This window comes from Leucobacter sp. wl10 (assembly GCF_003569785.1).
Classification (GTDB): Bacteria; Actinomycetota; Actinomycetes; order Actinomycetales; family Microbacteriaceae; genus Leucobacter.
The window spans coordinates 221,885-244,988 of the sequence record NZ_KZ983988.1 but is presented as its reverse complement, the minus strand read 5'-3'; the positions used below and the strand labels follow the sequence as shown (position 1 = coordinate 244,988).

The window sequence follows — 23,104 nt, the reverse complement described above, 5'->3', positions numbered from 1 at the left end:
TCAGCGCCGTTGACTGCGTGGTTCCTTGTGGGAGGCCGTCGTCCAGTGTACGCCTCACGCGCGGTCGTCGCACCGCCGCCGCGTGCGACGAGCCGCCGCCGGGTCTACCGGCCCACCACCATGATCTCGTGGGGGAGCTTCGAGAGCAGGCTGGTCCGCTCCTCCTCGACCGCGAAGGTGTCGAGCAGGCCGATGCCGCACATGCTCTCGAAATTGGCGACCATGCCGGCTTCGAAGACCCGGTCGTCGTCCTCCCCGCCGACGACGGTGAACTTCCACTCGCCGACCCAGTCGGGCGGGAAGGCGATCCCCATCTCGTAGCCGCCGATCCAGACGCTCGTGTTCGATTCGAAGACGCCGGCGTCCCGGTAGTAGGCGAAGAGCTCGGCGCTGACATCGCCGATCCGCGCGCCCGGACGCGCTCGCTCGGTGAGGATGTCGAATGCGCCGGTGAGAATGCTCATCAGCTCGACGGCAGCCTTCGGCGGCTCCTTGAAGGCGTACAGCTGGGACCGGTTCGAGTGGTAGCGCTGGTAGACGCCGCAGGGGTCGACGTCGAGGAAGTCGTCCTCCGTGATCACCCGTCGCCCCGAGATCTCGTGGTAGACGCCCAGCGCGGCGAGCCCGACGAAGGCGACCTGGTGCAGGCCCGCGGGTTCTCCTCCTGCGGTGGACAGGCCGCGGATCAGCTCCCCGTGGGCCTCGAGCTCGGTCATCCCCGGCCGGAGGACGTCCGCGAGGTGGAGGAGGCCCGCGTCGCAGATCTCCGCGGCCTTCTTCACCGCCCGCATCTCGGCGGCGGACTTGATCATCCGCACGCGCCGCGAGGTGAGGGTTCCGTCGACGACGCGCGCTCCTGCGTCGAGCAGGGCGCCCTCCAGCATCTTCGAGACGGCGGGGTTCGGGATCGCGGAGAACATCTCGAGGCCCACGTTCGAGCCCCGCACCCAGCCCTCTTTCGTGATCTCGCCGATGATGAAGCGCAGCATCCCGCCGCGCTCGTAGCGGGGGAGCAGTCGCACGTCCGCGGCCACCGAGGTGCGGCGGATCATCTCGGTGTGCTCGACGCCCTCGAACAGGATGTAGCCCGCGTCGGCGCGGACGACCGTGCAGGTGAGGGGGCGCCAGTCGCGGGGGCCGTTGGCCTTGTACCAGCGCAGGGCGAGTCCGTGGAGCCAGTTCTGGGCCTCGGGCGAGGAGAGCACGAGCGTGTCGACGCCGTCCTCGTCCATCGCCCGCTGCAGTCGCGCGAGCCTCGCGGCGTACTCCTCCCGGGAGAACGCGATGTGGGGATCGGTGCCCGAGATCCGCTCCTGCTGCTCGGCAAGGAATTGAGTGATCGTCGAATCGAGCATGCTCACCTCTGAGTGTGGTTGACGGGCGGGCGGTGCGGGCCTCGGGCCGCGCTCCGAAGGTGATAATAACATATTATTATGGCGGCGGATCGGCGCCGCCTCCCGCGCCCGGACGCCAGGGGCGCCGCTACGGCGTCCGCTGCTCGACGAGCGCGGCCGCGACGACCTCCGGTGCGAGCGCCGTGGGTTCGGCGGCGTTGCTCGAGAGCGCCTCGAGGAGGCGCTCCGCCTCCGCCGGTGCGACGCCGAGCTGGGTGGTCGCCCACCCGTTGAGCACCTGGAGCATGAGATCCTGGGTGAAGACGTCGGGCTCGGCCAGCGTGCGGATGGAGAGCCCGTCCATGAGTGCGAGCATGCCGGTGGTCAGCAGCCCGGGATCGGCTCCGGCGGGGAGGCGGCCCTGCTGCTCGAGCCGTCGCAGGGCGTCCTCGAGCGGGAGCGCCCACAGCCGGTAGACCTGGGTCGCCACGCCGCGGAGATGATCGGAGCGTCCCGACCCCGCCCAGAGCTCGCTCCAGAGCCCCCATCGCTCCGGGAAGGCGACGGTGCCGAAGACGTGGAGGCGGATCATCTCGTAGATGGACTGCAGCGGGTCGTCGACCGCGTCCATTCGCCGCGCTCTCTCTCGGGCGACGACCTGCATCATCGCGCCGAAGGCGGCGTCGACGAGGTTCTCGCGCGTGTCGAAGTAGTGCTGCACGAGGCCGAGGCTCACCCCCGACTGGCGCGCGATGTCCTTGAGCTTCGCGGCCGCGACGCCGTCGCGCGCGATGACCCGGATCGTGCCGCAGAGGATCTCGGCTCGGCGACGAGTGGCGAGGTCGACCCCGGCGGGCCAGGGATCGCGGCGCGCTGCGGCCGCGGGGGCTTCCTCGATGGTGTGCACGTGCGCTCGGTCTCCTCGGGTCTCGGTGCGTTCAACTGTATGCCACGCGACTGGGTTTGCAGACTCACAATAATGCGTTATTATGATATTCCTGCTCGGATGAGACGAAGGGGTCGACGAAGATGCACCAGAGAACCTCGAGGCTGCTGACAGTCGCGGCCGTCGCGGCGCTCGCGCTCACCGCCTGCTCGTCCGGCGGCGCACCCGCATCAGGCGGCGGCGAGGGCGGATCGCTCGTCTTCGCGAGCTACGGCAGCGCCTACCAGGACGCCCAGAACGAGGCGTTCCTCACGCCCTGGGCGGAGGAACAGGGGGTGACCGTCCAGAACGACGGCCCCACCTCCTACCCGAAGATCCAGCAGATGGTCGAGTCTGGGAACACGATCTGGGACGTCGCGGACACCGAGCCCTACTTCCCGGTCGCCAACTGCGGCGCGCTGGTCGAGAAGCTGGACTTCAGCAACATCGACACCTCGAACTTCCCCGAGGGCACCTGGTCCGAATGCTCGATCCCGATCGCGCAGTACTCGACCATGATGATCATCAACGCCGACACGTACAGCGGTGCAGACGTTCCGAGCACTCCCGCGGACTTCTTCGACCTGGAGAAGTACCCCGGCACCCGGATGGTCCCGGGGTGGGCGGGCGCGGGCGCGCTCGAGTTCGCCCTGCTCGCCGACGGCGTGGCGCCCGAGGACCTCTACCCCCTCGACACCGAGCGCGCGTACGCGAAGCTCGACACGATCCGCGACTCGCTGACCTTCTGGAACACGAGCTCGGAGTCCCAGCAGTCGATGGAGGACGGATCCGCGGACATGTGGCTCGCCTGGTCGGGCCGCGGCTACGAAGCCGAGAAGAACGGGGCGAAGATCGCGCCGATCTGGGAGGACAACCTGCTCGCCTGGGCGAGCCTCAGCATCATCAAGGGCAGCAAGAACGCCGCGAACGCGCAGAGCTTCATCGAGTTCGCCGCGCAGGCCGGGCCGCAGGCGCGCTTCGCGGAGCTGCAGCCCTACGCGCCGGCAGACCTCTCGGCCGAGCCGAAACTCGACGAACTGCAGCAGAAGTGGAACGTGGCGAGCGAGGAGGTGCAGAGCCAGTCCATCGTGACGGACGTGCAGTGGTGGGCCGACAACTCGGCGGACGCGGAGGCCGAGTGGACCGCCTGGTCCACCGGCTGACCCGCGCGTTCGCGCGGAGCACCGGTTCCGCGGGAGCGCATCCCCGTCGATCGGCGCCCACCGCCCCATCATCCCGCCTCAGGAGGACCCATGCGTCAGTCGCGCATATTCGGCGGCCTCGCCGTCGCGCCAGCCCTCGCCGTGATCCTGATCTTCTTCCTGCTCCCCATCGGCGTCATCCTCCTCCGCTCTTTCACCGATCCGGAGCCCGGCCTCGGCCAGTACGCCGCGGCCCTCGCCGACCCGACGACGCTGCGCGTGCTCGGCCGCACCTTCGCCACGGCAGCGGTCACGGTCGTCGTCTGCGTCGCGTTCGGCTATCCGTTCGCGTACCTGCTCACGCTCGTCGGACCGACGGCGCGCACGCTCCTCATGGTGCTGGTGCTCGTTCCGTTCTGGACGTCGCTCATGGCGCGCACCTTCGCCTGGATCTCGCTCCTGCAGCGGGACGGCCCGGTCTCGGCGATCCTCGCCTTCTTCGGAGCAGAAGACGTCACCCTGCGGGGCACGGCGGCCGGCGTCGTGCTCGCGATCGTGCAGATCCTGCTGCCCTACATGATTCTCACGCTGTACACGGCTCTCGCGTCGATCGACCGTCGCCAGCTCGCCGCCGCGCAGAGCCTGGGCGCGAACCGCTACCGCGCGTTCCGGCAGGTCTACCTGCCGCAGTCGCTGCCGGGCCTCTTCGCCGCGAGCTCGCTGGTGTTCATCCTCGCCCTCGGGTTCTACATCACTCCGCAGCTCATCGGCAGCCCCAAGGAGGCAATGATCGCCCAGGTGATCGGGCAGCGCGTCGAGAAGATCGTGGACTTCGCCGGGGCCGGCGCGCTCTCGGGCATCCTGCTGCTCGCGACGCTCGGCCTCTTCTGCGTCGTGGTCCTCGCTGCGACCCCGCTGCGGCGGGGCGTCTCCCAGATGCTGTCGGGGGGTGAGGGCCGGTGAACGAGCGGACGAGGATCCGGCTGCCGCTCCGCCTGTGGGCCGCGGTCGTCGCGCTGCTGCTCGTCGCGCCGACGCTCGTCGTGGTGCCGCTCTCGTTCTCGGACAAGCGCAGCTTCGCCTTCCCCATCGAGGGCTGGTCGCTGCAGTGGTACGAGAACTTCTTCAGCGATCAGCGCTGGTTGGGATCGCTCGGCACGAGCCTCGGGATCGCGCTCGTCGTCGGGATCGTCGCGACCGCGCTCGGCACGCTCGCGGCACTCGGCCTGCGAGCGCTGCGCGCGCGATTCTCGGCGACGGCCCAGGTCGTCGTGATGCTGCCGATCCTGGTGCCGGGCATCGTGGCGGCGATCGCCATCTTCGGCATGTACCTGCGGTGGAACCTCGCCGGTTCGCCGCTCGGCATCGTGCTCGCGCACGTCACCCTCGCGCTGCCGTTCGTGCTGATCCCGGTGGGCACCGCCCTGCGCGGCCTCGACGAGACGATCGTGCGCGCGGCGGCGGTGCTCGGCGCGGGACCGGTGCCCCGGTTCCTGCAGGTGCAGCTGCCCATCCTGACCCCCGGCATCGCCACCGGCTTCGTCTTCGCCTTCGTCACGAGCCTCGACGAGGTCGTGGTCTCCTACTTCCTGCAGTCGCCCGCGCTGCGCACCCTCCCCGTGCAGATGTACAGCTCGGTCACCGTCGAGACCGATCCGAGCATCGCCGCGGCCTCCACGCTGCTGCTCGTGCTCTCCACGCTCATCATCCTCATTCCCCGCCTCGTGCAGGTCGCCCGGGAGCGACGCGCCGCGAAACGACTCGGAGACCCCTCATGACCGCGACCCCCGCTCCCGGCGCCGAGCTGCGCCTCGCCGGCCTCGTCAAGCGCTACGCCGGCGCCGCGGCGGTCGAGAACGTCGATCTGAGCGTCGGCTCGGGCGAGTTCCTCACGCTGCTCGGGCCGAGCGGCTCCGGAAAGACCACCACCCTCTCGATGATCGCCGGCTTCACCGAGCCGAGCGGCGGCAGCGTCGTCTGCGACGGCGTCGAGATCACCGCCGTGCCGCCGCACAAGCGAGGCCTCGGCATGGTGTTCCAGAACTACTCGCTCTTCCCGCACCTCTCGGTGCGCGAGAACGTCGAGTTCCCGCTCCGCCAGCGCGGCGTGCCCAAGCCCGAGCGCGCCAGGAGGGCGCTCGAGGCGCTCGAGCTGGTCGAGCTGCGGGCGCGGGCGAGTGCGAGGCCCGCGCAGCTCAGCGGCGGGCAGCAGCAGCGCGTCGCCCTCGCCAGAGCGCTCGTGTTCGAGCCGCGACTCCTCCTCATGGACGAGCCGTTCGGGGCACTCGACCGGGCTCTGCGCGAGCGGCTGCAGATCGAGCTGCGGCGCCTGCACCAGGAGCTCGGCGTCACCGTGGTCTTCGTGACGCACGACCAGGAGGAGGCGCTGACCCTCTCTGACCGCATCGCCGTGTTCAACGAGGGGCGGATCGAGCAGATCGGCACGCCCGAGGAGCTCTACGCCCGCCCGGGCACCCTGTTCGTCGCCCGCTTCATCGGCGAGTCGAACGCGCTGCGCGGGCGGGTGTCGGACGGCGTCCTCGCGAGCGAAGGCGGCGTGCGCGTACCGGCGAACGGGCTGCCCGACGGCCCGGCGGTCGCGATCGTGCGCCCCGAGCGGCTCCGGGTCTCCGGCGCGCCCGAGGCCGTCGACGGGTGCGCCCTCGACGGCCGGATCCGGGACATCACCTACCTCGGCGCGCAGCGCCGCGTCGAGATCACGACCGACGACGGCCCGGTGATCGTGCGATCCGGAACCGAGACGCCGGCCCCGGGGGCTGGAGAATCCGTGCGCCTGAGCTGGGCGGCAGCCGACACCGCGATCTTCCCCACCCCCGACGATGCAACGGAAACGAGGAACCCATGGACCGCGAGCCTCGCCCCGTCCACGTCAAGCTCGCCGCGCTGACGCCCGTCGCCGCGGATGCCGCCCCGACGAGGGTGCGCATCGCCCGCATCATCACCCGGCGCGATCATCAGAGCGAGCTGACCCAGGGCGTCTGCTGGATGGACCCGGGCGAGCAGACGAACCGCTGGTCGAGCCGCGAGGTCTTCGACCCGGGGCAGGCTGATCACTGGTACGGCCCGGTCGACGAGACCTACTACATCATCCGCGGCCGGCTGCGGCTGACCTGGGTGGGCGACGCCGACGAGGGGGTCTTCGAGCTCGGCCCCGACGACACGGTCTACCTCGCTCCCGGCTGGACCTACCACCTCGAGAACGTCGGCGACGAGCCGGCCTTCTTCGTCTACAGCATGACCCCGGCGCAGGAGTGACCGCCGCGACCGCGCCGGCCGGATGCCGGAGCACCGAGAGGAGCAGACGATGACGGGGATCGATCCGATGCCCATCCACTTCGACGCGGGCGTGCTCGACCACGACACCGGCGACGCCCTGCACGAGGCGGCGCCGAGCCCGTGGTTCGCCGCGAACGAGCCCCGCACCGAGGGGCGGCTGCGGATCGAGCGCATGCACGACATCCTCGAGCGCGGAGGGGGCTGGGTGACGGCCACGCCTCGGCGCCGGTGCCCGCGCTCTCCTGCGTTCGCAGCGGTGACGCGAAGCCCTGGATTCGCGCCGAGTTCACGTCGCCGTGCCGGCGTCCCCCTGGCCCGGGGTGTGCGCTCCGGTGCCGAGCAGCCGTTCGAGCAGCAGCGTGAGCGCCCGATTCACCCGGTCGTCGTTCCAGCTCACCGGATCCTCGACGTTCTTCACGTGGAAGCCGCGCGCGTAGAGGTACAGGATGTCCGCGATCTCCGTGGCGTGCGCGATGTTCGCGGACGCGGCGCTCTCCTGGAACGCGGTGTAGGTGCGGTCGGTGATGTCCATGACCACCTTGATCTCGCTGCCCGCGCCGGCGAGCACCTCGATCCAGAGGCTGCGGAGCGCGGTGTCGTGCTCGTTCGTGCCGCACATCCAGCGAGCCAGGTCGACGAGCCGATCCAGGCCCTCCCCGGCCGCCGACGCCCGATCCCGCTCCTCCACCCAGAGCCCCCGGGCGTAGTCGAGGGCGTTGAACATGAGCTGCGCGCGGCTCGGAATGTAGTTCGTCACGAACGCGGTCGAGCGGCCGAGCTCCTCGGCGACCGCGCGGATCGTCACGGCGTTCGCGCCTCGCTGCTCGGTGATGCGCAGCGTGGCCTCCGCGATCTCCAGGCGCCGCTCGGTCTCGTCGACTGCGTGGGGCATCTCGGTTCTCCTTCGCGGCAATCAAGTTTCGGTAACGGTTGAATGCCTGTCGTTGACCAGCATCGCTGCCTCTAGCGTATGATAAGAAAACATCGTTTTAATACAGCGTTGTATGTGGCGTGAATCGAGAGAGGCCCGACGATGAAGTCTGCAGCGATCCGAGGCATCCGAGCAACTGCCGTTCTGCTGGGAGGTGCCCTCGCGCTGACCGCGTGCGGGGGTGGCGCGACCGGTTCCGAGGGGGGCTCCTCGGGGTCGGACGGGTTCACGTTCGTGACCTTCGGCAGCGCGTTCCAGAAGGCCCAGGAGAAGACCTTCGTGGAACCGTTCGAGACAGACCGAGGCGTGACGGTCACCGTCGACTCCCCCACCGATCTCTCCAAGCTCAAGGTCATGGTGGAGACGGGCAACCCCGACTGGGACGTGTACCTCTCGGGGTCGGCCGAGTCCTTCGCCTACTGCGGCACGCTGTTCGAGAAGCTCGACTTCTCAGGCATCAACCGCGCCGACTTCGCCGAGGGCACCATCAGCGACTGCGGGATCCCGGTCGACACGTACTCGTACCTGCTCGTCTACAACACCGAGGTCTACGGCGACGCGCCGCCCACGAAGCTCGCGGACTTCTTCGACCTCGGGAGGTTCCCGGGCTCGCGCGCGATGGCGGGCGACCCTGCCGAGGGCAACCTCGAGATGGCGCTCCTCGCGGACGGCGTCGACCGCGCCGACCTGTATCCGCTCGACTTCGACCGTGCGTTCGCCAAGCTCGATGCGGTCAAGAGCGAGACCACCTTCTGGGCCTCGGGCGCCGAACAGGTGGAGATGATGGAGTCGGGGCGCGCGGACATGGCTCTCGTGTGGTCGGGGCGCGCCGCCGAGGCCGTGCGGAACGGCGCGACCTACGCGCCGGTGTGGGACCGGAACGCGTACCACTGGGCTTCGCTCTCGATCGTCAAGGGGAGCACCAACCGCGAGATCGCGCAGGAGTTCATCAACTTCGCGGTCTCGCCCGGCCCCCAGGCCGCCTTCGCCGAGGCCATCGACTACGGCGTCGCCAATCTCCGGGCCAAGCCCGAGCTGACCCCGGAATCCGCTGAGTGGGACCCGGGCGCGGCGGAGCGCCGGGCGCAGTCCTGGTCGATCGACCCGCAGTGGTGGGGTGACAACGCCGAGAACGTGCTCTCGCGCTGGACGGCCTGGACCGCAGGATGAGCGGGGACTTCGGAGGCGCGCGGCTCTCGGGGGAGGACCTGCTGCTGACCGGAGGGCGCATCTTCGCCGACGCCGAGGGGAGCGACCCCGCCGAGGCGATGCTCGTGCGCGCGGGCCGCGTGGAGGCGCTCGGCTCCGCCGAGAACCTCTGGGACCGCGCCGGTCCGAGCGCCCCGAGCATCGACCTCCGCGGCCGCGTGGTGCTGCCGGGGATGATCGACGCCCACACCCACGTCGAGTTCTCCGCGATGGCCCGCTCCGAGTGGCTCGACGTGCGGGGGCTCACCCCGGACGAGGTCTGCGAGCGAATCGGCCGCGCCGCCGTGCAGCGGACCGATCCCGACGCGTGGATCGTGGCGCAGGGGACGTTCCTCCAGCCGCTCCCGGGCCGGGAGCAGCTCGACGCCGTCTCGGACGGCGTCCCCGTGCTGGTGCGCGAGAGCATGCACCGGCTGCAGGCGAACACGACCGCGCTGCGGCGGGCGGGCATGGGCCACGCGGCGCCGACGGTCTCCCCGGGCGTGGTCGTCCACGTCGATCGGGCCGGGGTTCCCACCGGGGCTGTCGATGAGGGGTTCCACCTCTTCCCGGTCCCGGCCCTCCCCGGCCATCGTCTCGCGGCGATCCTCAGGAGCGAACTCCGGGACGCCTTCGCGCGGCACGGCGTCACCACGGTCTACGACATCCCGGCGAGCAGAGGCGCGGTCGACGCCTACGGGGAGCTGGCGACCCGCGGAGAGCTGCCGACGCGCGTGACGCTGACCCCGGTGGTCGCTCCCGGGCTCAGCCCGTTGCTGGAGCGGATCGACGACTGGGACCCGGCCTCGTTCGGGGACGGGATCGACTCACCGTTCATCGCCGCCGGGGGGATCAAGATCTTCATCGACGGCGACAACGATCACTCCTTCGACGAGTCGGGGCTCTCCGTACGGCCCAGGAACTGGGGCGCGGTCACCCGCACGCTCGGCGGGCTGCGCGAGGAGCTCATCTGGGCGACGCGCCACGATGTCCAGGTGTGGGTGCACGCGATCGGCGACCTGGCCCAGGACCTGGTGCTCGAAGCCGTCGAGCAGGCCGCGGCGCGCGTCGGGCCGCCGCGCCTGCCGACTCGGATCGAGCACGCCGGCAACCTGAAGCTCGACGCGGGGCTCGTCGCGCGCATGCGCGAGCTCGGCGTCGTACCCGTGCCGACCGCGAACTTCATGTCGACCGACGACGGGAGCGGACTCTACGCCTACCGGAGCCTGATCGACGCCGGCTTCCGGCCGCCGGGAAACTCCGACACTGGCGGCGCGATCGCCGAGGCGCCGAACCCCTGGTTCGGGATCGCGCTGATGCGACTGCGCCGGAACCGGCGGGGGAGGCCGGTGGCGCCCGACGAGCGGGCGACGGTGCTCGAGGGCGTCCGCGGGTACACCGCGGACGCCGCCGCGGTGGCGGGTCTCGACGGGATCATCGGGCGCCTGGCCCCCGGGTACGCGGCGGACTTCGCGGTCTACGACCGCGATCCGCGGTTCCTCGACCCCGAGTCGATGACGGAGGCGGAGGCCGAGATGACGTATGTCGGAGGGAGGAGGACATGGCAGAGGGGCTCCTGAGCTCGGGCACCACCACGGGGGTGTCCGCCGTGCTGAAGCGGTCCGCCGGGGCCGACCGCCTCGGGGCATGGATCCTCATCGCGCCCGCGGTCGTCCTCGTGGGGGTCTGCTTCATCTATCCGCTGGTGTCGCTGATCTCCCGGAGCTTCCTCGAACCGACCCCGGGGCTCGGGCAGTACGTCTCGGTGCTGACCGACGAGACCAGTATGACGATCCTGCTGCGGACCTTCCTCGTGGCCCTGCTCGTCACCGCGGTCACGCTGGTGCTCGGCTATCCCTACGCCTATCTGATGACGCTCGTGAAGCCGAGAACGCGCGCGTTCCTCATGTTCCTCGTGCTCCTCCCGTTCTGGTCGAGCCTGATGGCGCGGACGTTCGCGTGGATCGCGCTCCTGCACCCCGAGGGCGTCGTCGTGACGATGCTCCGCGCCGTCGGCCTCGGCGAGGTCAAGCTCCTCGGCTCGCAGCTGGGCGTGACGATCGCCATGGTGCAGGTGCTGCTGCCCTTCATGGTGCTCCCGCTCTACAGCACGATGAGCGGCATCGACCGCCGGCTGCTCGACGCCGCGCTCTCCATGGGCGCGTCCCGGCTCCGGGCGTTCGCGAGGGTGTATCTGCCGCTCTCGCTCCCCGGCATCGCTGCCGGCTCCGTGCTGCTGTTCATCATGAGCCTCGGGTTCTGGGTGACACCCAGGCTGATCGGCTCCCCGCAGGAGTCGCTCATCGGCCAGCTCATCGAGACGAGGGTCGGCAAGCTCCTGGACTTCCCGGGCGCCGGCGCACTCTCGACCGTGCTGCTGCTCGTCACCCTGGTGCTGCTGCTGATCTCCGCGGGTGCGCTGAGACGCACGCCCGGGGCGGTCGCGGGAGGCGCGCGATGAGCGGGCGGGAGCAGCGCGTCGGATTCGGGCTGCGCCTGTGGGCGACCCTCGTCGGCATCGTGCTCTTCGCTCCGCTGGCGGTCGTGGTGCCGCTCTCCTTCACGGCGAAGAAGAGCTTCAAATTCCCGCCCGACGGGTTCTCCATGACGTGGTACGCGAACTTCTTCACCGACCGCGCCTGGCTCCAGGCGCTCGGCAACTCCCTCTGGATCGGCGTGGTGGTGGCGGTGCTGTGCAGCGTGCTCGGCACGCTCTCGGCTCTCGGCATCCAACGGCTTCCCGCCCGGATCGGCGCTGTCGTCCAGGGCCTCCTGCTGGCCCCGCTGATCATCCCCGGCATCGTCTCGGCGGTGGCGATCTACTCGGTCTTCCTGAAGTGGAAGCTCAGCGGCAACCCCCTCGGCTTCATCCTCGCCCACGCCGTGCTCGCCCTGCCGTTCGTCGTCGTGACCGTCACGGCGAGCCTGGCCGGGTACGACCGATCGCTCGACCTCGCGGCGGCCAGCCTCGGCGCCGGGAGGCTGCGGACCTTCGTCCGCATCACGCTCCCGCTGATCGTCTCCGGCGTGGCTGCGGGGGCGCTCTTCGCGTTCGTGACCTCGTTCGACGAGGTGGTCGCCGCGATGTTCCTGCAGTCGCCGGAGATCCGCACGCTCCCGGTGGAGATGTTCGTCAGCGTGACGAACGAGGTCGACCCGACGATCGCGGTGGTCTCCACGCTCATCCTCGCCGTGACCAGCGCGATCGTGCTGGTCCCCGCGCTCACGCGATCTCAGCAGAGATGAAAGGTGCTCCGATGGCCGAAACGACCTCAGTGCTACGCGGCGGCGTCGATCTCGCCCGGGTCACCAAAACCTATCCCAGCGGCGTGGTCGGGATCGAAGACGTGACCCTGTCGGTGCGGCCGGGCGAGTTCGTCACGTTGCTCGGTCCGTCGGGCTCGGGCAAGACCACCACGCTCAACGCGATCGCCGGCTTCGTCACGCCCACCTCGGGAGCCGTGATACTCGACGGCCGGGACGTGACGGGCCTCGCGCCCAACAAGCGGAGCTTCGGCATGGTCTTCCAGAACTACGCGCTCTTCCCGCACATGACGATCGAGGCGAACGTCGCGTTCGGCCTCCACGGACGCGGGCTCGAGCGGGGCGAGATCCGCAGACTGGTGGGCGAGGCGCTCGATCTCGTGAGGCTGCAATCCTACGGAGCTCGCCGCCCGAAGGAGCTGTCGGGCGGGCAGCAGCAGCGGGTCGCCCTCGCCCGGGCCCTCGTCTACCACCCCCCGGTCCTCCTCATGGACGAGCCGCTCGGCGCACTCGACAAGCGGCTCCGAGACCAGATGCAGGTCGAGATCGCGCGCCTGCACCGCGACCTCGGGACGACGTTCCTCTTCGTCACGCACGACCAGAGCGAAGCCCTCGCGCTGTCGGACCGCATCGTGCTGTTCCGTCAGGGGCGGGTCGAGCAGGCCGGCACCCCCGAGGACCTCTACATGCGCCCGACGTCGCGGTTCGCCGCGGAGTTCCTCGGGGAATCGACGAGCTTCACCGGCCGGCTGACCGAGAGCGGCACGCTGGCGTGGGCGGGAGGAGAGCTCCGCGGCGCGAACCCGAACGGCGCGCCCGCGGGCAGCGACCTCGCCCTGGTCGTGCGGCCGGAGCATATGCGCGTCGCCGCCGGCGATGCGGACGTCTCGGCCGGCGAGAACCGCGTGTTCGGGCGGGTGACGGAGCTCGCGTACCTCGGCTCGCATCGGAGGATCGGGCTGCGTCTGGCGGACGAGACCCGCGTCGTTCTCGAGGAGCGATTCGGCGACGTGCCGGGGGTCTCGTTCGGCGACGAGGTGGCCGTGTGCTGGAGAACTGAGGACGGCGTGCTCGTGGGCGGCGGCGCCGCATGACCGCGCGTCTGTTCTCGGGAGGGGAGATCGTCACCCTCGGCGACGAGCGCGGGAGCGCCGTGCTCGTCGAGAACGGCCGGATCGCGGGCATCGGCGACCGCGAGCCTCTCCTGCGATCGAGCGCCTTCCGCGAGGTCGAAGAGGTCGACCTGCACGGCGCCACCCTGATGCCCGGCTTCGTCGACGGACACGCGCACCTCGAGATGAGCTGCATCGCCCAGACGGAGCAGCTCCTGATGCACGCTCCTCCCGTGACCCGCCTGAGCGAGATCTTCGAGGCGATCGCGAGGCGACGCGCTGAGCAGCCCTCCGGCTGGATCGTGGTCCGGAGCTCCTTCGCGCTCAACCGCCGCGTCGAGGAGCTCCGGATGCCGGATCGCGAGGAGCTCGATCGGGTGAGCCCCGGGGAGCCCGTCGTCGTCTTCGCGGGGCTGCACGTCGCATCCGTCAACACGGCGGCGATGCGCCTGCTGGGGATCGACGAGGAGGCCGGGCAGAGCCCCGGAATGACCGTCCACCGTCGCTCCGACGGCAGTCTCAGCGGCGTGTTCACTGAGATCTGGGACCGGCTGCCCACGGCGAGCGAGGAGGCGGCGGCTGCGGCGATCGATCGGTACGGCCACCGCCTGTTCGGTTCGATGGGCACCACGAGCATCAGCACGATCCCGACGTCCGCGGCCGATGTCCGCGCGCTGCAGGACCTGAACCGCCGGGGGCGCCTGCCGTTCCGCGTGCGCGTGTATCCGCACGTCCCCCGGGTGGGTTCGGTGGACGAGGTGCTGAGCCTCGGGGCGTCGTCGGGGTTCGGGGACGGGATGCTCCGCTTCGGGGGGATCAAGATCTTCGTCGACGGCGAGGGCGGCGACGGCCTGGGGGCGGTGTTCGACGACCTCAAACGGTCGCAGGCCGAGCTCCAGGACATCGTCACGCGTGCGACCGAGGCCCGCGTGCAGCTGTTCATGCACGCCGTCACCGGGGCCGGGATCCGCGCGGCGATGTCGGCCGTTCGCGCGCAGGACGCGCGGCTGCTCGCGAGACTCCCCGCGATGCACCGGATCGAGCACGCCGGCGACTACGCGCCGATCCCCCTCATCGGCGAACTCGCCGCGTCGGGGGTCGGCGTGGTGGCGACCCCGCACTTCGTGGGGTCGGAGGTCGTCGAGCCCGACTTCCAGCCCCTGCGGCGGCTCGTCGACGCGGGCATCCGGGTCATCGGCGCGACGGACTCGACCGGGACCGTGCCGCAGGGCGCGGCGCCCCTCTCCAACATCGCGTCGGCGGTCAATCGGCGGACCGCGGGCGGCGAGCCCTCCCCGCACCGCCTCGAGGTCGAGGAGGCCATCCGCATGTTCACGGATTGGTCCGCCCGCGGCCAGGGCGAGGGAGCCGAGAAGGGCGTGCTCAGGCGCGGTGCCCGGGCCGACTTCGTCCTTCTCGAGGAGAATCCGCTTCGGACGCGGCCGGATCGCCTCGCGGACATCGCGGTTCTGGGCACGTTCCTCGGCGGAACCCGCCCGGGGACGCTTGCTCGAGACCGCGGTTGACTGTACAGTGTTGATCACTTCACTGAACATGTCGTTCAGTGAAGTGATCAACATGTTCAGTCTCGCGAGGGAGCGATATGGGGCGGCCAGCAGCGGCAGTCGAGTCGAACGAGGACGAGGATACCGAGCTCGGTTTGCGGGTCGCGACGTTCAGGCAGTTGCGCGGCATGAGCCTGCGCACCCTCGCGGCGGCGGCCGGAGTGAGCTCGAGCTTCCTGAGCCAGCTCGAGAACGGGCGCACCAACGCCAGCATCGCCTCCCTGCGGAAGATCGCCGGTGCGCTGGGCGTCAGTCCGGCCCAGCTCCTCGACTCGGGCGCGGGCCACACCCGGGGAGTGCTGCGGGCCGCGGATCGACCGCACGTGCCGCTCGAGGGCGCCGAGAAGTACGTGATCTCGCTGCCCCCGCTGCGCAACCTCGAGGTCTACTCCGGGCTCTTCAGCCCCGGCAGCAGCACCGGCGCCGAGCCTTACGCGCACGGCAACGGGCAGGAGATCTTCGTCGTCGTCTCCGGCAGTGTGGTGCTGGAGCTCGGCGGTGAACGCTATTCGCTCGACAAGGACGACTCGATCGAGTTTCTGAGCTCCGTGCCCCACCGCGTGGTCAACGAAACCGACCGCACCGCGGAGGTCATCTGGATCTGCAGCCCGCCGACGCCCGTGGACCGGGTGGAGGACGCCCGGGCCCACCGGGCCGGGCAGGCGTGATCCGAACAGTCACCACCCATCATCAAAGGAGACGATGACATGAAATCGAAGATGGCGCGGCGTGCGGCCGCGGGCGCCCTCGCCGCGATCGCGGCCGGTGCACTACTCGTCGGATGCAGCGCGGGCGGCGGTCCGATGGAAGTGGACCTCGGAAGCGGACCGGCCGAGGCGGGGACGGTCAAGAAGGGCGCGCTCGACGGCGTGACGCTCAGCTTCGTATCGTGGGGCGGTTCCTTCCAGAAAGGGCAGATGGAGGCGGCGGGCAAGCCCTTCGCCGAGGCGTCCGGCGCCACCGTGCTCGAGGACGGCCCGACCGAGTATGCGAAGGTCAAGGCGCAGGTCGACAGCAACAACGTGACGTGGGACGTGGTCGACACCGACGTGATCTGGGCGCAGAAGCAGTGCGGCGAGAAGGGGCTGCTGATGAACATCGACACGTCGATCGTGGACGTCTCGAATGCCCCCCCGAACCTGGTGGGCGACTGCTACGTGCCGGCGATGCAGTACGGCTATGTGTTCCTGTACAACGCCGACAAGTATCCGGATCCGCCCACGGGCTGGGCGGACTTCTTCGACACCGAGAAGTTCCCCGGCAAGCGCGCCATCGCGGGCTTCGAGGACATCGGTCCCGGCATCTACGAGGGCGCGCTGCTCGCGGACGGCGTCGCCGAGGACCAGCTCTATCCGCTCGACATGGATCGCGCCTACCGGAAGATCGACACGATCCGCGACAGCCTCATCTACTGGAAGACCGGAGCCGAGTCGACCCAGATGATCGAATCGGGCGAGGCCGACATGGCGCTGGTCTGGTCCGGTCGCGGCTACGAGGCGGTCAAGAACGGAGCCAACTACAAGCCGGTGTGGAATCAGGCGCTGGTGGTCTACGAGGCGCTCACGGTGCCGAAGAACGCGAAGAACCCCGACGCGGCCATGGCCTTCCTCAACTACTACCTGGGGGCTCAGCAGCAGGCGCGCCTGACCGAGCTGACCTCGTACTCGCCCGTCAACGCGGACGCCCAGCCGCAGCTCGACGAGCTGGGCCGGCAGTTCCTCACGACCGACCCCGAGATCGCCGATCAGATGGTCAACACCGACACGAAGTGGTGGGCCGAGAACTACGACGCCGAACTCGAGCGCTGGCTGAAGTGGCTCCAGGGCTGAGCGGGTCCCCGTGACCACGACGAACATTCCGGCGGTGCGCTCCGCGAACACCTCGCGGCGCGCACCGCTCCGAGCGCTCCTGCTCCTGCTCCCGGCGTACGCCCTGCTGCTCGGAGTGTTCGCCTATCCCGTGCTCGAGAGCATGTGGCGCAGCGTCAGCGAGCCGGAGCCCGGCTTCGGCAATTACGCCTGGGTCTTCGACAACCCGCAGAACATCGACGTGATCCTGCGCACCTTCGGCAACGCGCTGACCGCCACGCTCGTCTGCCTGGTGCTCGCCTACCCCTACGCCTTCCTGATGACCGTCGTGGGGTCCCGCGCGCGGGTCGTGCTGGTCGTCATCTCCCTGATCCCGTTCTGGACCAGCCTGATGATCCGCACCTTCGCCTGGATCGTGCTGCTGCAGGACACCGGGCTCGTCAACTCGCTGCTCGGCCTCGTGGGGATCGGCCCCCTCCAGATGCTGCGCACCAACCTCGGGGTGCTCATCGGCCTCAGCCAGGTGCTGATGCCGTTCATGGTGCTTCCCCTGTACGCCGTGATGTCGGGAATCGATGGTCGGCTGGTAGCCGCCGCTCGCTCGCTGGGCGCACGCCCCTCGGTCGCCTTCCTCCGAATCTTCGTGCCGCTGTCGCTGCCCGGGGTCGCGGCCGGCTCCCTCATGGTCTTCATCCAGGCCCTCGGCTTCTACGTGACCCCTGCGCTGCTGGGGTCACCCTCCGACAGCATGCTCGCGCAGTCGATCTACGCCCAGGTGAGCAGTCTGCTGCAGTGGGGGCGCGGCGGCGCGCTCGGCGTGATCCTGCTGGTCGCGACGTTCGTCATGCTCGGCCTGGTAGCCCTGGTGCTGAGGGGGACCAGGCGCAAGGGGATCTCCGTGGAGGTGTTCTGACATGGATCGCATACGACCCCTCACGAGGAGCCTGCTCTGGGCCATCAGCGGAATCGTCGCGCTGTGGCTGATCGCGCCCACGCTGGTGGTGATCCCGCTCAGCTTCACGGGCAAGGCCTCCTTCGTGTTCCCGCCCGACACCTGGTCGCTGCAGTGGTACGAGTCGTTCTTCACGAGCCGCGAGTGGACGTCGGCGCTCATGAACTCGCTGCTGATCGGGCTGCTGGTCGCCCTGGTCGCGACGGTGCTCGGCCTGCTCGCCTCGCTCGGCCTGCGCGCACTGATCTCCAAGCGGCTCGCGAATTCGCTGCGGATCGGCCTGCTCGTCCCGATGGTGGTGCCCGGCATCGTCGTCGCGATCGGCATCTACGCCATCTTCCTCGGGCTCGGGCTCGTCGGCACGGTGCTCGGCTTCGTGCTCGCCCACACGGTCCTGGCGCTCCCGTTCACCGTGATCGCGATCACGGCGGGCTTCGCGGGCTTCGACGACCGCCTGGAACTCGCGGCGCTCAGCCTGGGGGCGAATCGGATCGAGACCTTCTTCAGGGTCACCCTGCCGAACATCGTGCCCGGCATGGTCTCGGGAGCGCTGTTCGCCTTCGTCACCTCGTTCGACGAGGTCGTGCTCTCGCTCTTCATCAAGAGCCCCTACCTCAACACGCTGCCGGTGCTGATGTACGCGAGCGTGACCCGCGACACCGACCCGACGCTCGCCGCCGCCGCGACCGTCATCCTCGTCTTCACCACGACGCTCGTGATCGGCGCGCTCGTGCTCAGCGGAAGGAAGAACCGTGGCCGAAAGAGCTGACCGCGCAGGTGCGGAGATCGTGCTCGCCGGAGTCTCCAAGCACTACCCCAAGTCGGTGGCCCTCGACGACGTCTCGCTCGTCGTCGAGCCCGGCGAGTTCATGACCCTGCTGGGGCCGTCGGGATCCGGCAAGACCACCACCCTGAACCTGATCGCGGGCTTCACCGACCTCACGACCGGATACATCGAGATCGACGGCAAGCGCATGGATGACGTGCCGGTGCATCGGCGGGGGCTCGGCATCGTGTTCCAGCACTACGCCCTCTTCCCGCACCTCACCGTGCTCGACAACGTGCTCTTCCCGCTGCGTCAGCGCAAGGTGGCGAGGGCGGAGGCGGGCCGGCAGGCGCGGAAGGCGCTCGAAACCGCGGGGCTCGCCGGCTTCGAGGACCGCTACCCGAAGGAGCTGTCGGGCGGTCAGCAGCAGCGCGTCGCGCTCGCGCGGGCGCTGGTGTTCGAGCCGCAGGTGCTCCTGCTCGACGAGCCCCTGGGCGCTCTCGACAAGCAGCTGCGCGAACGCCTGCAGCTCGAGCTGCGACGGATCCACCGCGAGGTCGGTCGCACCTTCGTCTTCGTGACGCACGATCAGGAGGAGGCGCTCACGCTCTCCGACCGCATCGCCGTGTTCGACCAGGGCCGCATCGAGCAGGTCGGCACCTCGAAGGAGCTCTACGAGAGGCCCGCGTCGCTCTTCGTCGCGGGCTTCATCGGGGAGTCCACCATGGTGCGCGGCGACGACGGCACGATGACCGTGGTGCGTCCCGAGCACGGCGAACTGTTCGCCGCCGCCGACCGGGTCGGCCCGGGCCGCGCCGCCGTGCCGGTCACGGTGCGACAGGCCATCTACCTCGGTTCGGGCTGGAAGTTCGAGATCGTGCTCCCCGACGGCAGCACCGGCGTGGTGCGGAGCGAGAACGCGGTCGACTGGCTGCGCGGCGAGAACGAACCTGCCGTGCTCAGCTGGGATCCCGCACTCGCCTCGGTCTTCCCCTCCTGAACCGCTCCACACCCCGCTCCTCGAACCCGAGAAGGAACCCCGAATGATCAACGGCAACGTCTCCCACTGGTGGCAGCAGGTCGGCGCCCCGAAGCAGCGCCCCGAGCTCCCGGGCAACCTGACCGCCGACGTCGCGATCGCGGGGGCCGGCTACACCGGCCTCTGGACCGCCTACTACCTCAAACAGGCGCGCCCGGAGCTGCGCGTCGTCGTCGTCGAGCAGCGGCACGCCGGCTACGGCGCGTCCGGCCGCAACGGCGGCTGGCTCACCGCCGCGATCACCGGAGGCCGCGCCCAGTACGAGCCGACGCACGGTCGAGACGCGGCCGAGCGGTTCCAGCGGGCCATGAACGAGACCGTCGACGAGGTGATCCGCGTGGCCGCGGCGGAGGGGATCGACGCCGACATCAAGAAGGGAGGCGAGTTCAACGTCGCCCACGCACCGGCGCAGGAGGCGAGGCTCCGCGCATTCGCGGCCGAGGAGCAGTCGTGGCGGTACACGGATCTCCGACTCCTCGAGGCCGATGAGGCGAGGGCCAAGATCAACGTCGCGGGCACGCGGGCGGCCGTGTGGCATCCGCACGCCGCGCGGATCCAGCCCGCCAAGCTCGCCGCGGGCCTCGCCGACGCCGTCGAAAGACTCGGCGTCGAGATCTACGAGCGCACCCGCGTGGTGGAGATCGAACCCCACCGGCTGCGCACCACGCACGGTACGGTGTCGGCCGAGTACATCGTGCGCGCAACGGAGGGATTCACGGCGGGGCTGAAGGGGCTCAAGCGGCTGTGGCTGCCGATGAACTCGTCGCTCATCGCCACCGAGCCGCTGCCTGGGGAGGTGTGGGACGAACTGCACTGGAGCGAGGGCGAGGTGCTCGGAGACTTCGCCCACGTCTACATGTACGCCCAGCGCACCGCCGACGACCGGATCGCGATCGGCGGCCGCGGGGTGCCCTACAGGTACGGATCGAAGACCGATACCGACGGCCGGACGCCCCTGGTCACGGTCGAGACCCTGAGCGAGATCCTGCACCGCTTCTTCCCGGCGACGCGGGGCGCCGCCATCGACCACGTGTGGTCCGGCGTGCTCGGCGTGCCCCGCGACTGGGCCGCGACGGTCGGGCTCGACCGCGAGACGGGCATCGCCTGGGGCGGCGGCTACGTCGGCACCGGCGTCACCTCCACGAATCTCGCCGGCCGCACCATCGCCGATCTGGTCCTCGGCGACGACAGCGAGCTGGTGTCGCTGCCCTGGGTGAATCACCGCGTGCGCAAGTGGGAGCCGGAACCGCTGCGCTGGATCGCGACCAAGGGGCTCTACGCCGCCTACGGGGTCGCCGATCGCGCGGAGCTCGGGGGTCGCGAGAAGACCTCGCCCATCGCGCACGTCGCCGACGTGATCACCGGGCGGCACTGATCGAGATCTCAGAACGAGGAGCACATGAGCACCATCCGCACACACTCCGCCCACGACACCGCCGGCGTCGAGCTCGGCGCGCACGCGCCGAAGCCGACGGCACTCGTCGAGGGGCAGACCGAGGCCGCCCTGATGGTATGGACGGGCGGTACCGACGGCAGGATCGCCACGGGCCTCTGGGAGTGCGCGCCCGGCGCCTTCACGGCTGAGCGCGACGGCTACACCGAGATCTGCACCATCCTCTCGGGGCGGGTGACGGTCGAGGTCGAGGGCGAGGAGCCCGAGGAGTTCGGCCCGGGAGACGTGATGGTGATGCCCTCCGGCTGGAAGGGCGTGTGGCGGGTGCACGGGCCGCTGCGCAAGCACTACACCACGATCGACGACTGAGGGTCTCGGGGCCGTCGGGTTGCGCGTCCGGCCGGAGGCACGTCGCGGGCCCCGTCCGACCGGGCGCCGATCCTCGACCGAAGGAGGGATGAAGACCATGAGAGACCGCGCGATCGTGGCGGGCGGCTGCGCCTGGAGGCTGCCGGCCGCTCTCGGGCGCACCCACCCCTCCGCGGTGCTCGCCTGCGGCGACTCCGGCGAGGGGTTCAAGTACGCTGCATTCATGGGCGAGTACCTCGCCGATCTCGTCGCGGGCGGGGACGGCGATCCCGAGTCCCAGCGCCGCTGGGACCCGCGCCGCTTCGGCGGCGCATCGACCCCGCGCGAGCACTTCGACGCCATCGGGCGTCACTGATCCGGAAGGAGCCCCCCATGCACGACCGCACCGCCACCGGAGGAGACCTCGCGCTCGTCGGGGCGCGACTGCGCACCAACACCGGCGAGCACCACGACGCCACCGCGATCCTCATCCGAAGGGGGCGCATCGCGTCGATCGGCGACGACGACGCCGTCCGTGCCGAGGCCTCGGCCGCCGCGATCCCCGTGCGAGACGTCTCCGGAGCGACCGTGACCCCGGGCCTCTTCGACTCCCATACCCACCCCCACTGGGCGGCCGAGGTCACGGATGGCGTCGACCTCGGCGGGCTCGGCACGATCGACGAGCTGCGCGAGGCACTCGCGGCCGAGCACGCGCGCCTGCCCGAGGGCGCCTGGCTGCGCGGCTGGAACCTCGAGTACGAGCCGTTCGAGGCGACCGGCATGCGCGGCGACCTGCTCGAGGACGCGGCCCCCGGCCGCCCGGTCGCGCTCATCTGCTACGACCTGCACACGGCGCTCGGCACCGCTCCCGCGCTCGCCGCCGCGGGCATCGCCGGGGCGCGCGACTTCGACGACGCCAGCGAGGTCGTGGTGGATGCCGACGGTTCGCCGACGGGCGAGCTGCGGGAGCCCACGGCCTACAATTTGCTGTTCGACGCCGCGCCGAAGCCCTCGCCCGACGAGGAGCGCGACGCCCTGCGCGACATGTTCCGCAGGCTGGCGGCGGCCGGGCTCACGGGCGGGGCCATCATGGACGGCAAGGATCGCACGGTCGAGCTGCTGGCCGAGCTCGAGGGCCGGGGCGAGCTGGATCACCGCGTCACCGTGCACCACTGGCACGCCGTCGGCGACACCGACGACGACGTGGCCCGTGTCGTCGCGGCGAAGGACCGCCGCGGGCGCCTGTGGCAGACGGGCGCCATCAAGCTGTTCAGCGACGGCGTGATCGACACGGGCACGGCCTGGCTGCACGCGCCGGACGCCTGCGGAGACGGGCGGGCCTCGTTCTGGCCGTCGTGGGAGCGATACGCCGAGGTGGTGCGCGCCTACCACGACGCAGGCATGCTCATCGCGACGCACGCGGTCGGCGACTACGCGGTGAGCCGCGTACTCGACGTCTACGCGGCGCTGCCGCCGCGCGAGGGCCTGCCGTTCCACTCCATCGAGCACCTGGAGGTGCTCTCGGACGCCGACGTCGAGCGGCTGCGGCAGCTCGCGGGACTCGGTGCCACCGCGTCCATGCAGCCGCTGCACATGCAGTGGCGGGCTGCCGACGGCAGCGACAACTGGGCCGTGCGGCTCGGCCCCGGCCGCGACGCGACGGGCTACCGCGCGCGTGACGTGCTCGACGCGGGGGCGACGCTCGTGCTCGGCTCGGACTGGCCCGTGGCGCAGTACGATCCGCGGCTGGGCATGGCGTGGGCCCGCGGCAGGCGTACGCCCGGCGACCCGTCGGCCCATGTCTTCGAGCCGTCGCAGCGGCTGACGGGGGAGGAGGCGCTGCTGGCGTACACGCTGTGGCCCGCCCGGGCCCGCGGGCACGGGGATCGCGGCGTCATCTCGGTGGGCGCCGTCGCGGATCTCACGGTCTGGGGCGCCGACCCGGTCGAGGCGACTCCGGACGAGCTGCCCGAGGTGCCGATCCGGCTCACCGTTGTCGACGGCCGCGCGGTGCACGAGGCGTAGCCCGCGGGCCGGTCG

The 23,104-nt window shown here is 70.4% G+C and carries 23 protein-coding genes; 20 read left to right on the top strand and 3 right to left on the bottom strand.

Going from position 1 to position 23,104, the window contains the following annotated elements; translation table 11 throughout:
- Positions 1-104 precede the first annotated feature (104 nt).
- A complete protein-coding gene (locus D1J51_RS03350) occupies positions 105-1,355 on the bottom strand; it encodes a M24 family metallopeptidase (RefSeq protein WP_240422864.1) in 1,251 nt (416 codons plus the stop codon).
- A 127-nt stretch (positions 1,356-1,482) separates the two neighbouring features.
- Positions 1,483-2,241, bottom strand: coding sequence for a TetR/AcrR family transcriptional regulator (locus D1J51_RS03345; RefSeq protein ID WP_119073754.1), 759 nt, complete (start codon positions 2,239-2,241; stop codon positions 1,483-1,485).
- Positions 2,242-2,363: 122 nt separating this feature from the next.
- Here D1J51_RS03345 and D1J51_RS03340 point away from each other — a divergent pair, with 122 nt between their 5' ends.
- The 5 genes from D1J51_RS03340 (at position 2,364) to D1J51_RS03320 (ending at position 6,677) form a co-directional block, all read left to right on the top strand.
- Positions 2,364-3,422: an extracellular solute-binding protein gene (locus D1J51_RS03340; protein WP_119073753.1), complete on the top strand. Its 1,059-nt coding sequence runs from the start codon at positions 2,364-2,366 to the stop codon at positions 3,420-3,422.
- Between the two features lie 90 nt (positions 3,423-3,512).
- Positions 3,513-4,364, top strand: coding sequence for an ABC transporter permease (locus D1J51_RS03335; RefSeq protein ID WP_119073752.1), 852 nt, complete (start codon positions 3,513-3,515; stop codon positions 4,362-4,364).
- On the top strand, positions 4,361-5,179 hold the full coding sequence (locus tag D1J51_RS03330; protein WP_119073751.1) for an ABC transporter permease: 819 nt from the start codon (positions 4,361-4,363) through the stop codon (positions 5,177-5,179). Before D1J51_RS03335 ends, D1J51_RS03330 begins: the two co-directional genes overlap by 4 nt.
- Positions 5,176-6,309 (top strand): ABC transporter ATP-binding protein, encoded by a 1,134-nt coding sequence (locus D1J51_RS03325; protein WP_119073750.1) that lies wholly within the window; start codon positions 5,176-5,178, stop codon positions 6,307-6,309. The genes D1J51_RS03330 and D1J51_RS03325 overlap by 4 nt, the downstream gene beginning before the upstream one ends.
- Positions 6,264-6,677: a cupin domain-containing protein gene (locus tag D1J51_RS03320; RefSeq protein ID WP_119073749.1), complete on the top strand. Its 414-nt coding sequence runs from the start codon at positions 6,264-6,266 to the stop codon at positions 6,675-6,677. Before D1J51_RS03325 ends, D1J51_RS03320 begins: the two co-directional genes overlap by 46 nt.
- 307 nt (positions 6,678-6,984) lie before the next feature.
- Here the strand turns inward: D1J51_RS03320 and D1J51_RS03315 are convergent, their stop codons facing one another.
- Complete coding sequence (locus D1J51_RS03315) at positions 6,985-7,590, bottom strand: TetR/AcrR family transcriptional regulator (protein WP_119073748.1); 606 nt, start codon at positions 7,588-7,590, stop codon at positions 6,985-6,987.
- A 141-nt stretch (positions 7,591-7,731) separates the two neighbouring features.
- On the opposite strand from D1J51_RS03315, the gene D1J51_RS03310 reads away from it, so the two are divergent.
- From D1J51_RS03310 to D1J51_RS03240, 15 genes are all read left to right on the top strand, one after another.
- On the top strand, positions 7,732-8,799 hold the full coding sequence (locus D1J51_RS03310) for an ABC transporter substrate-binding protein (RefSeq protein ID WP_119073747.1): 1,068 nt from the start codon (positions 7,732-7,734) through the stop codon (positions 8,797-8,799).
- Positions 8,796-10,397 (top strand): amidohydrolase, encoded by a 1,602-nt coding sequence (locus D1J51_RS03305; protein WP_119073746.1) that lies wholly within the window; start codon positions 8,796-8,798, stop codon positions 10,395-10,397. Before D1J51_RS03310 ends, D1J51_RS03305 begins: the two co-directional genes overlap by 4 nt.
- Positions 10,379-11,278 carry an ABC transporter permease gene (locus tag D1J51_RS03300; RefSeq protein WP_205547674.1) on the top strand — a complete coding sequence of 300 codons (900 nt, stop codon included), beginning with the start codon at positions 10,379-10,381 and terminating at the stop codon, positions 11,276-11,278. Before D1J51_RS03305 ends, D1J51_RS03300 begins: the two co-directional genes overlap by 19 nt.
- A complete protein-coding gene (locus tag D1J51_RS03295; RefSeq protein ID WP_119073745.1) occupies positions 11,275-12,063 on the top strand; it encodes an ABC transporter permease in 789 nt (262 codons plus the stop codon). Before D1J51_RS03300 ends, D1J51_RS03295 begins: the two co-directional genes overlap by 4 nt.
- A gap of 11 nt (positions 12,064-12,074) precedes the next feature.
- The gene (locus tag D1J51_RS03290) at positions 12,075-13,175 is read left to right on the top strand and encodes an ABC transporter ATP-binding protein (protein WP_240422839.1); all 1,101 of its coding nucleotides are present in this window, start codon (positions 12,075-12,077) and stop codon (positions 13,173-13,175) included.
- On the top strand, positions 13,172-14,719 hold the full coding sequence (locus D1J51_RS03285) for an amidohydrolase (RefSeq protein WP_119073743.1): 1,548 nt from the start codon (positions 13,172-13,174) through the stop codon (positions 14,717-14,719). The genes D1J51_RS03290 and D1J51_RS03285 overlap by 4 nt, the downstream gene beginning before the upstream one ends.
- Positions 14,720-14,796: 77 nt before the next feature.
- Positions 14,797-15,426 carry a helix-turn-helix domain-containing protein gene (locus tag D1J51_RS03280; RefSeq protein ID WP_119073742.1) on the top strand — a complete coding sequence of 210 codons (630 nt, stop codon included), beginning with the start codon at positions 14,797-14,799 and terminating at the stop codon, positions 15,424-15,426.
- 39 nt (positions 15,427-15,465) lie between these two features.
- Complete coding sequence (locus tag D1J51_RS03275) at positions 15,466-16,587, top strand: ABC transporter substrate-binding protein (RefSeq protein ID WP_119073741.1); 1,122 nt, start codon at positions 15,466-15,468, stop codon at positions 16,585-16,587.
- Positions 16,588-16,597: 10 nt separating this feature from the next.
- Positions 16,598-17,479 (top strand): ABC transporter permease, encoded by an 882-nt coding sequence (locus D1J51_RS03270; RefSeq protein WP_119073740.1) that lies wholly within the window; start codon positions 16,598-16,600, stop codon positions 17,477-17,479.
- A gap of 1 nt (position 17,480) precedes the next feature.
- A complete protein-coding gene (locus D1J51_RS03265) occupies positions 17,481-18,287 on the top strand; it encodes an ABC transporter permease (protein WP_119073739.1) in 807 nt (268 codons plus the stop codon).
- Positions 18,271-19,284: an ABC transporter ATP-binding protein gene (locus D1J51_RS03260; protein ID WP_119073738.1), complete on the top strand. Its 1,014-nt coding sequence runs from the start codon at positions 18,271-18,273 to the stop codon at positions 19,282-19,284. The genes D1J51_RS03265 and D1J51_RS03260 overlap by 17 nt, the downstream gene beginning before the upstream one ends.
- 43 nt (positions 19,285-19,327) lie before the next feature.
- Positions 19,328-20,698 (top strand): NAD(P)/FAD-dependent oxidoreductase, encoded by a 1,371-nt coding sequence (locus D1J51_RS03255; RefSeq protein ID WP_119073737.1) that lies wholly within the window; start codon positions 19,328-19,330, stop codon positions 20,696-20,698.
- 24 nt (positions 20,699-20,722) lie between these two features.
- Positions 20,723-21,085 (top strand): cupin domain-containing protein, encoded by a 363-nt coding sequence (locus D1J51_RS03250; RefSeq protein ID WP_119073736.1) that lies wholly within the window; start codon positions 20,723-20,725, stop codon positions 21,083-21,085.
- 88 nt (positions 21,086-21,173) lie between these two features.
- Positions 21,174-21,440 (top strand): hypothetical protein, encoded by a 267-nt coding sequence (locus tag D1J51_RS03245; RefSeq protein WP_240422837.1) that lies wholly within the window; start codon positions 21,174-21,176, stop codon positions 21,438-21,440.
- A 17-nt stretch (positions 21,441-21,457) separates the two neighbouring features.
- Positions 21,458-23,089 (top strand): amidohydrolase, encoded by a 1,632-nt coding sequence (locus tag D1J51_RS03240; RefSeq protein WP_119073735.1) that lies wholly within the window; start codon positions 21,458-21,460, stop codon positions 23,087-23,089.
- Positions 23,090-23,104: the final 15 nt, after the last annotated feature.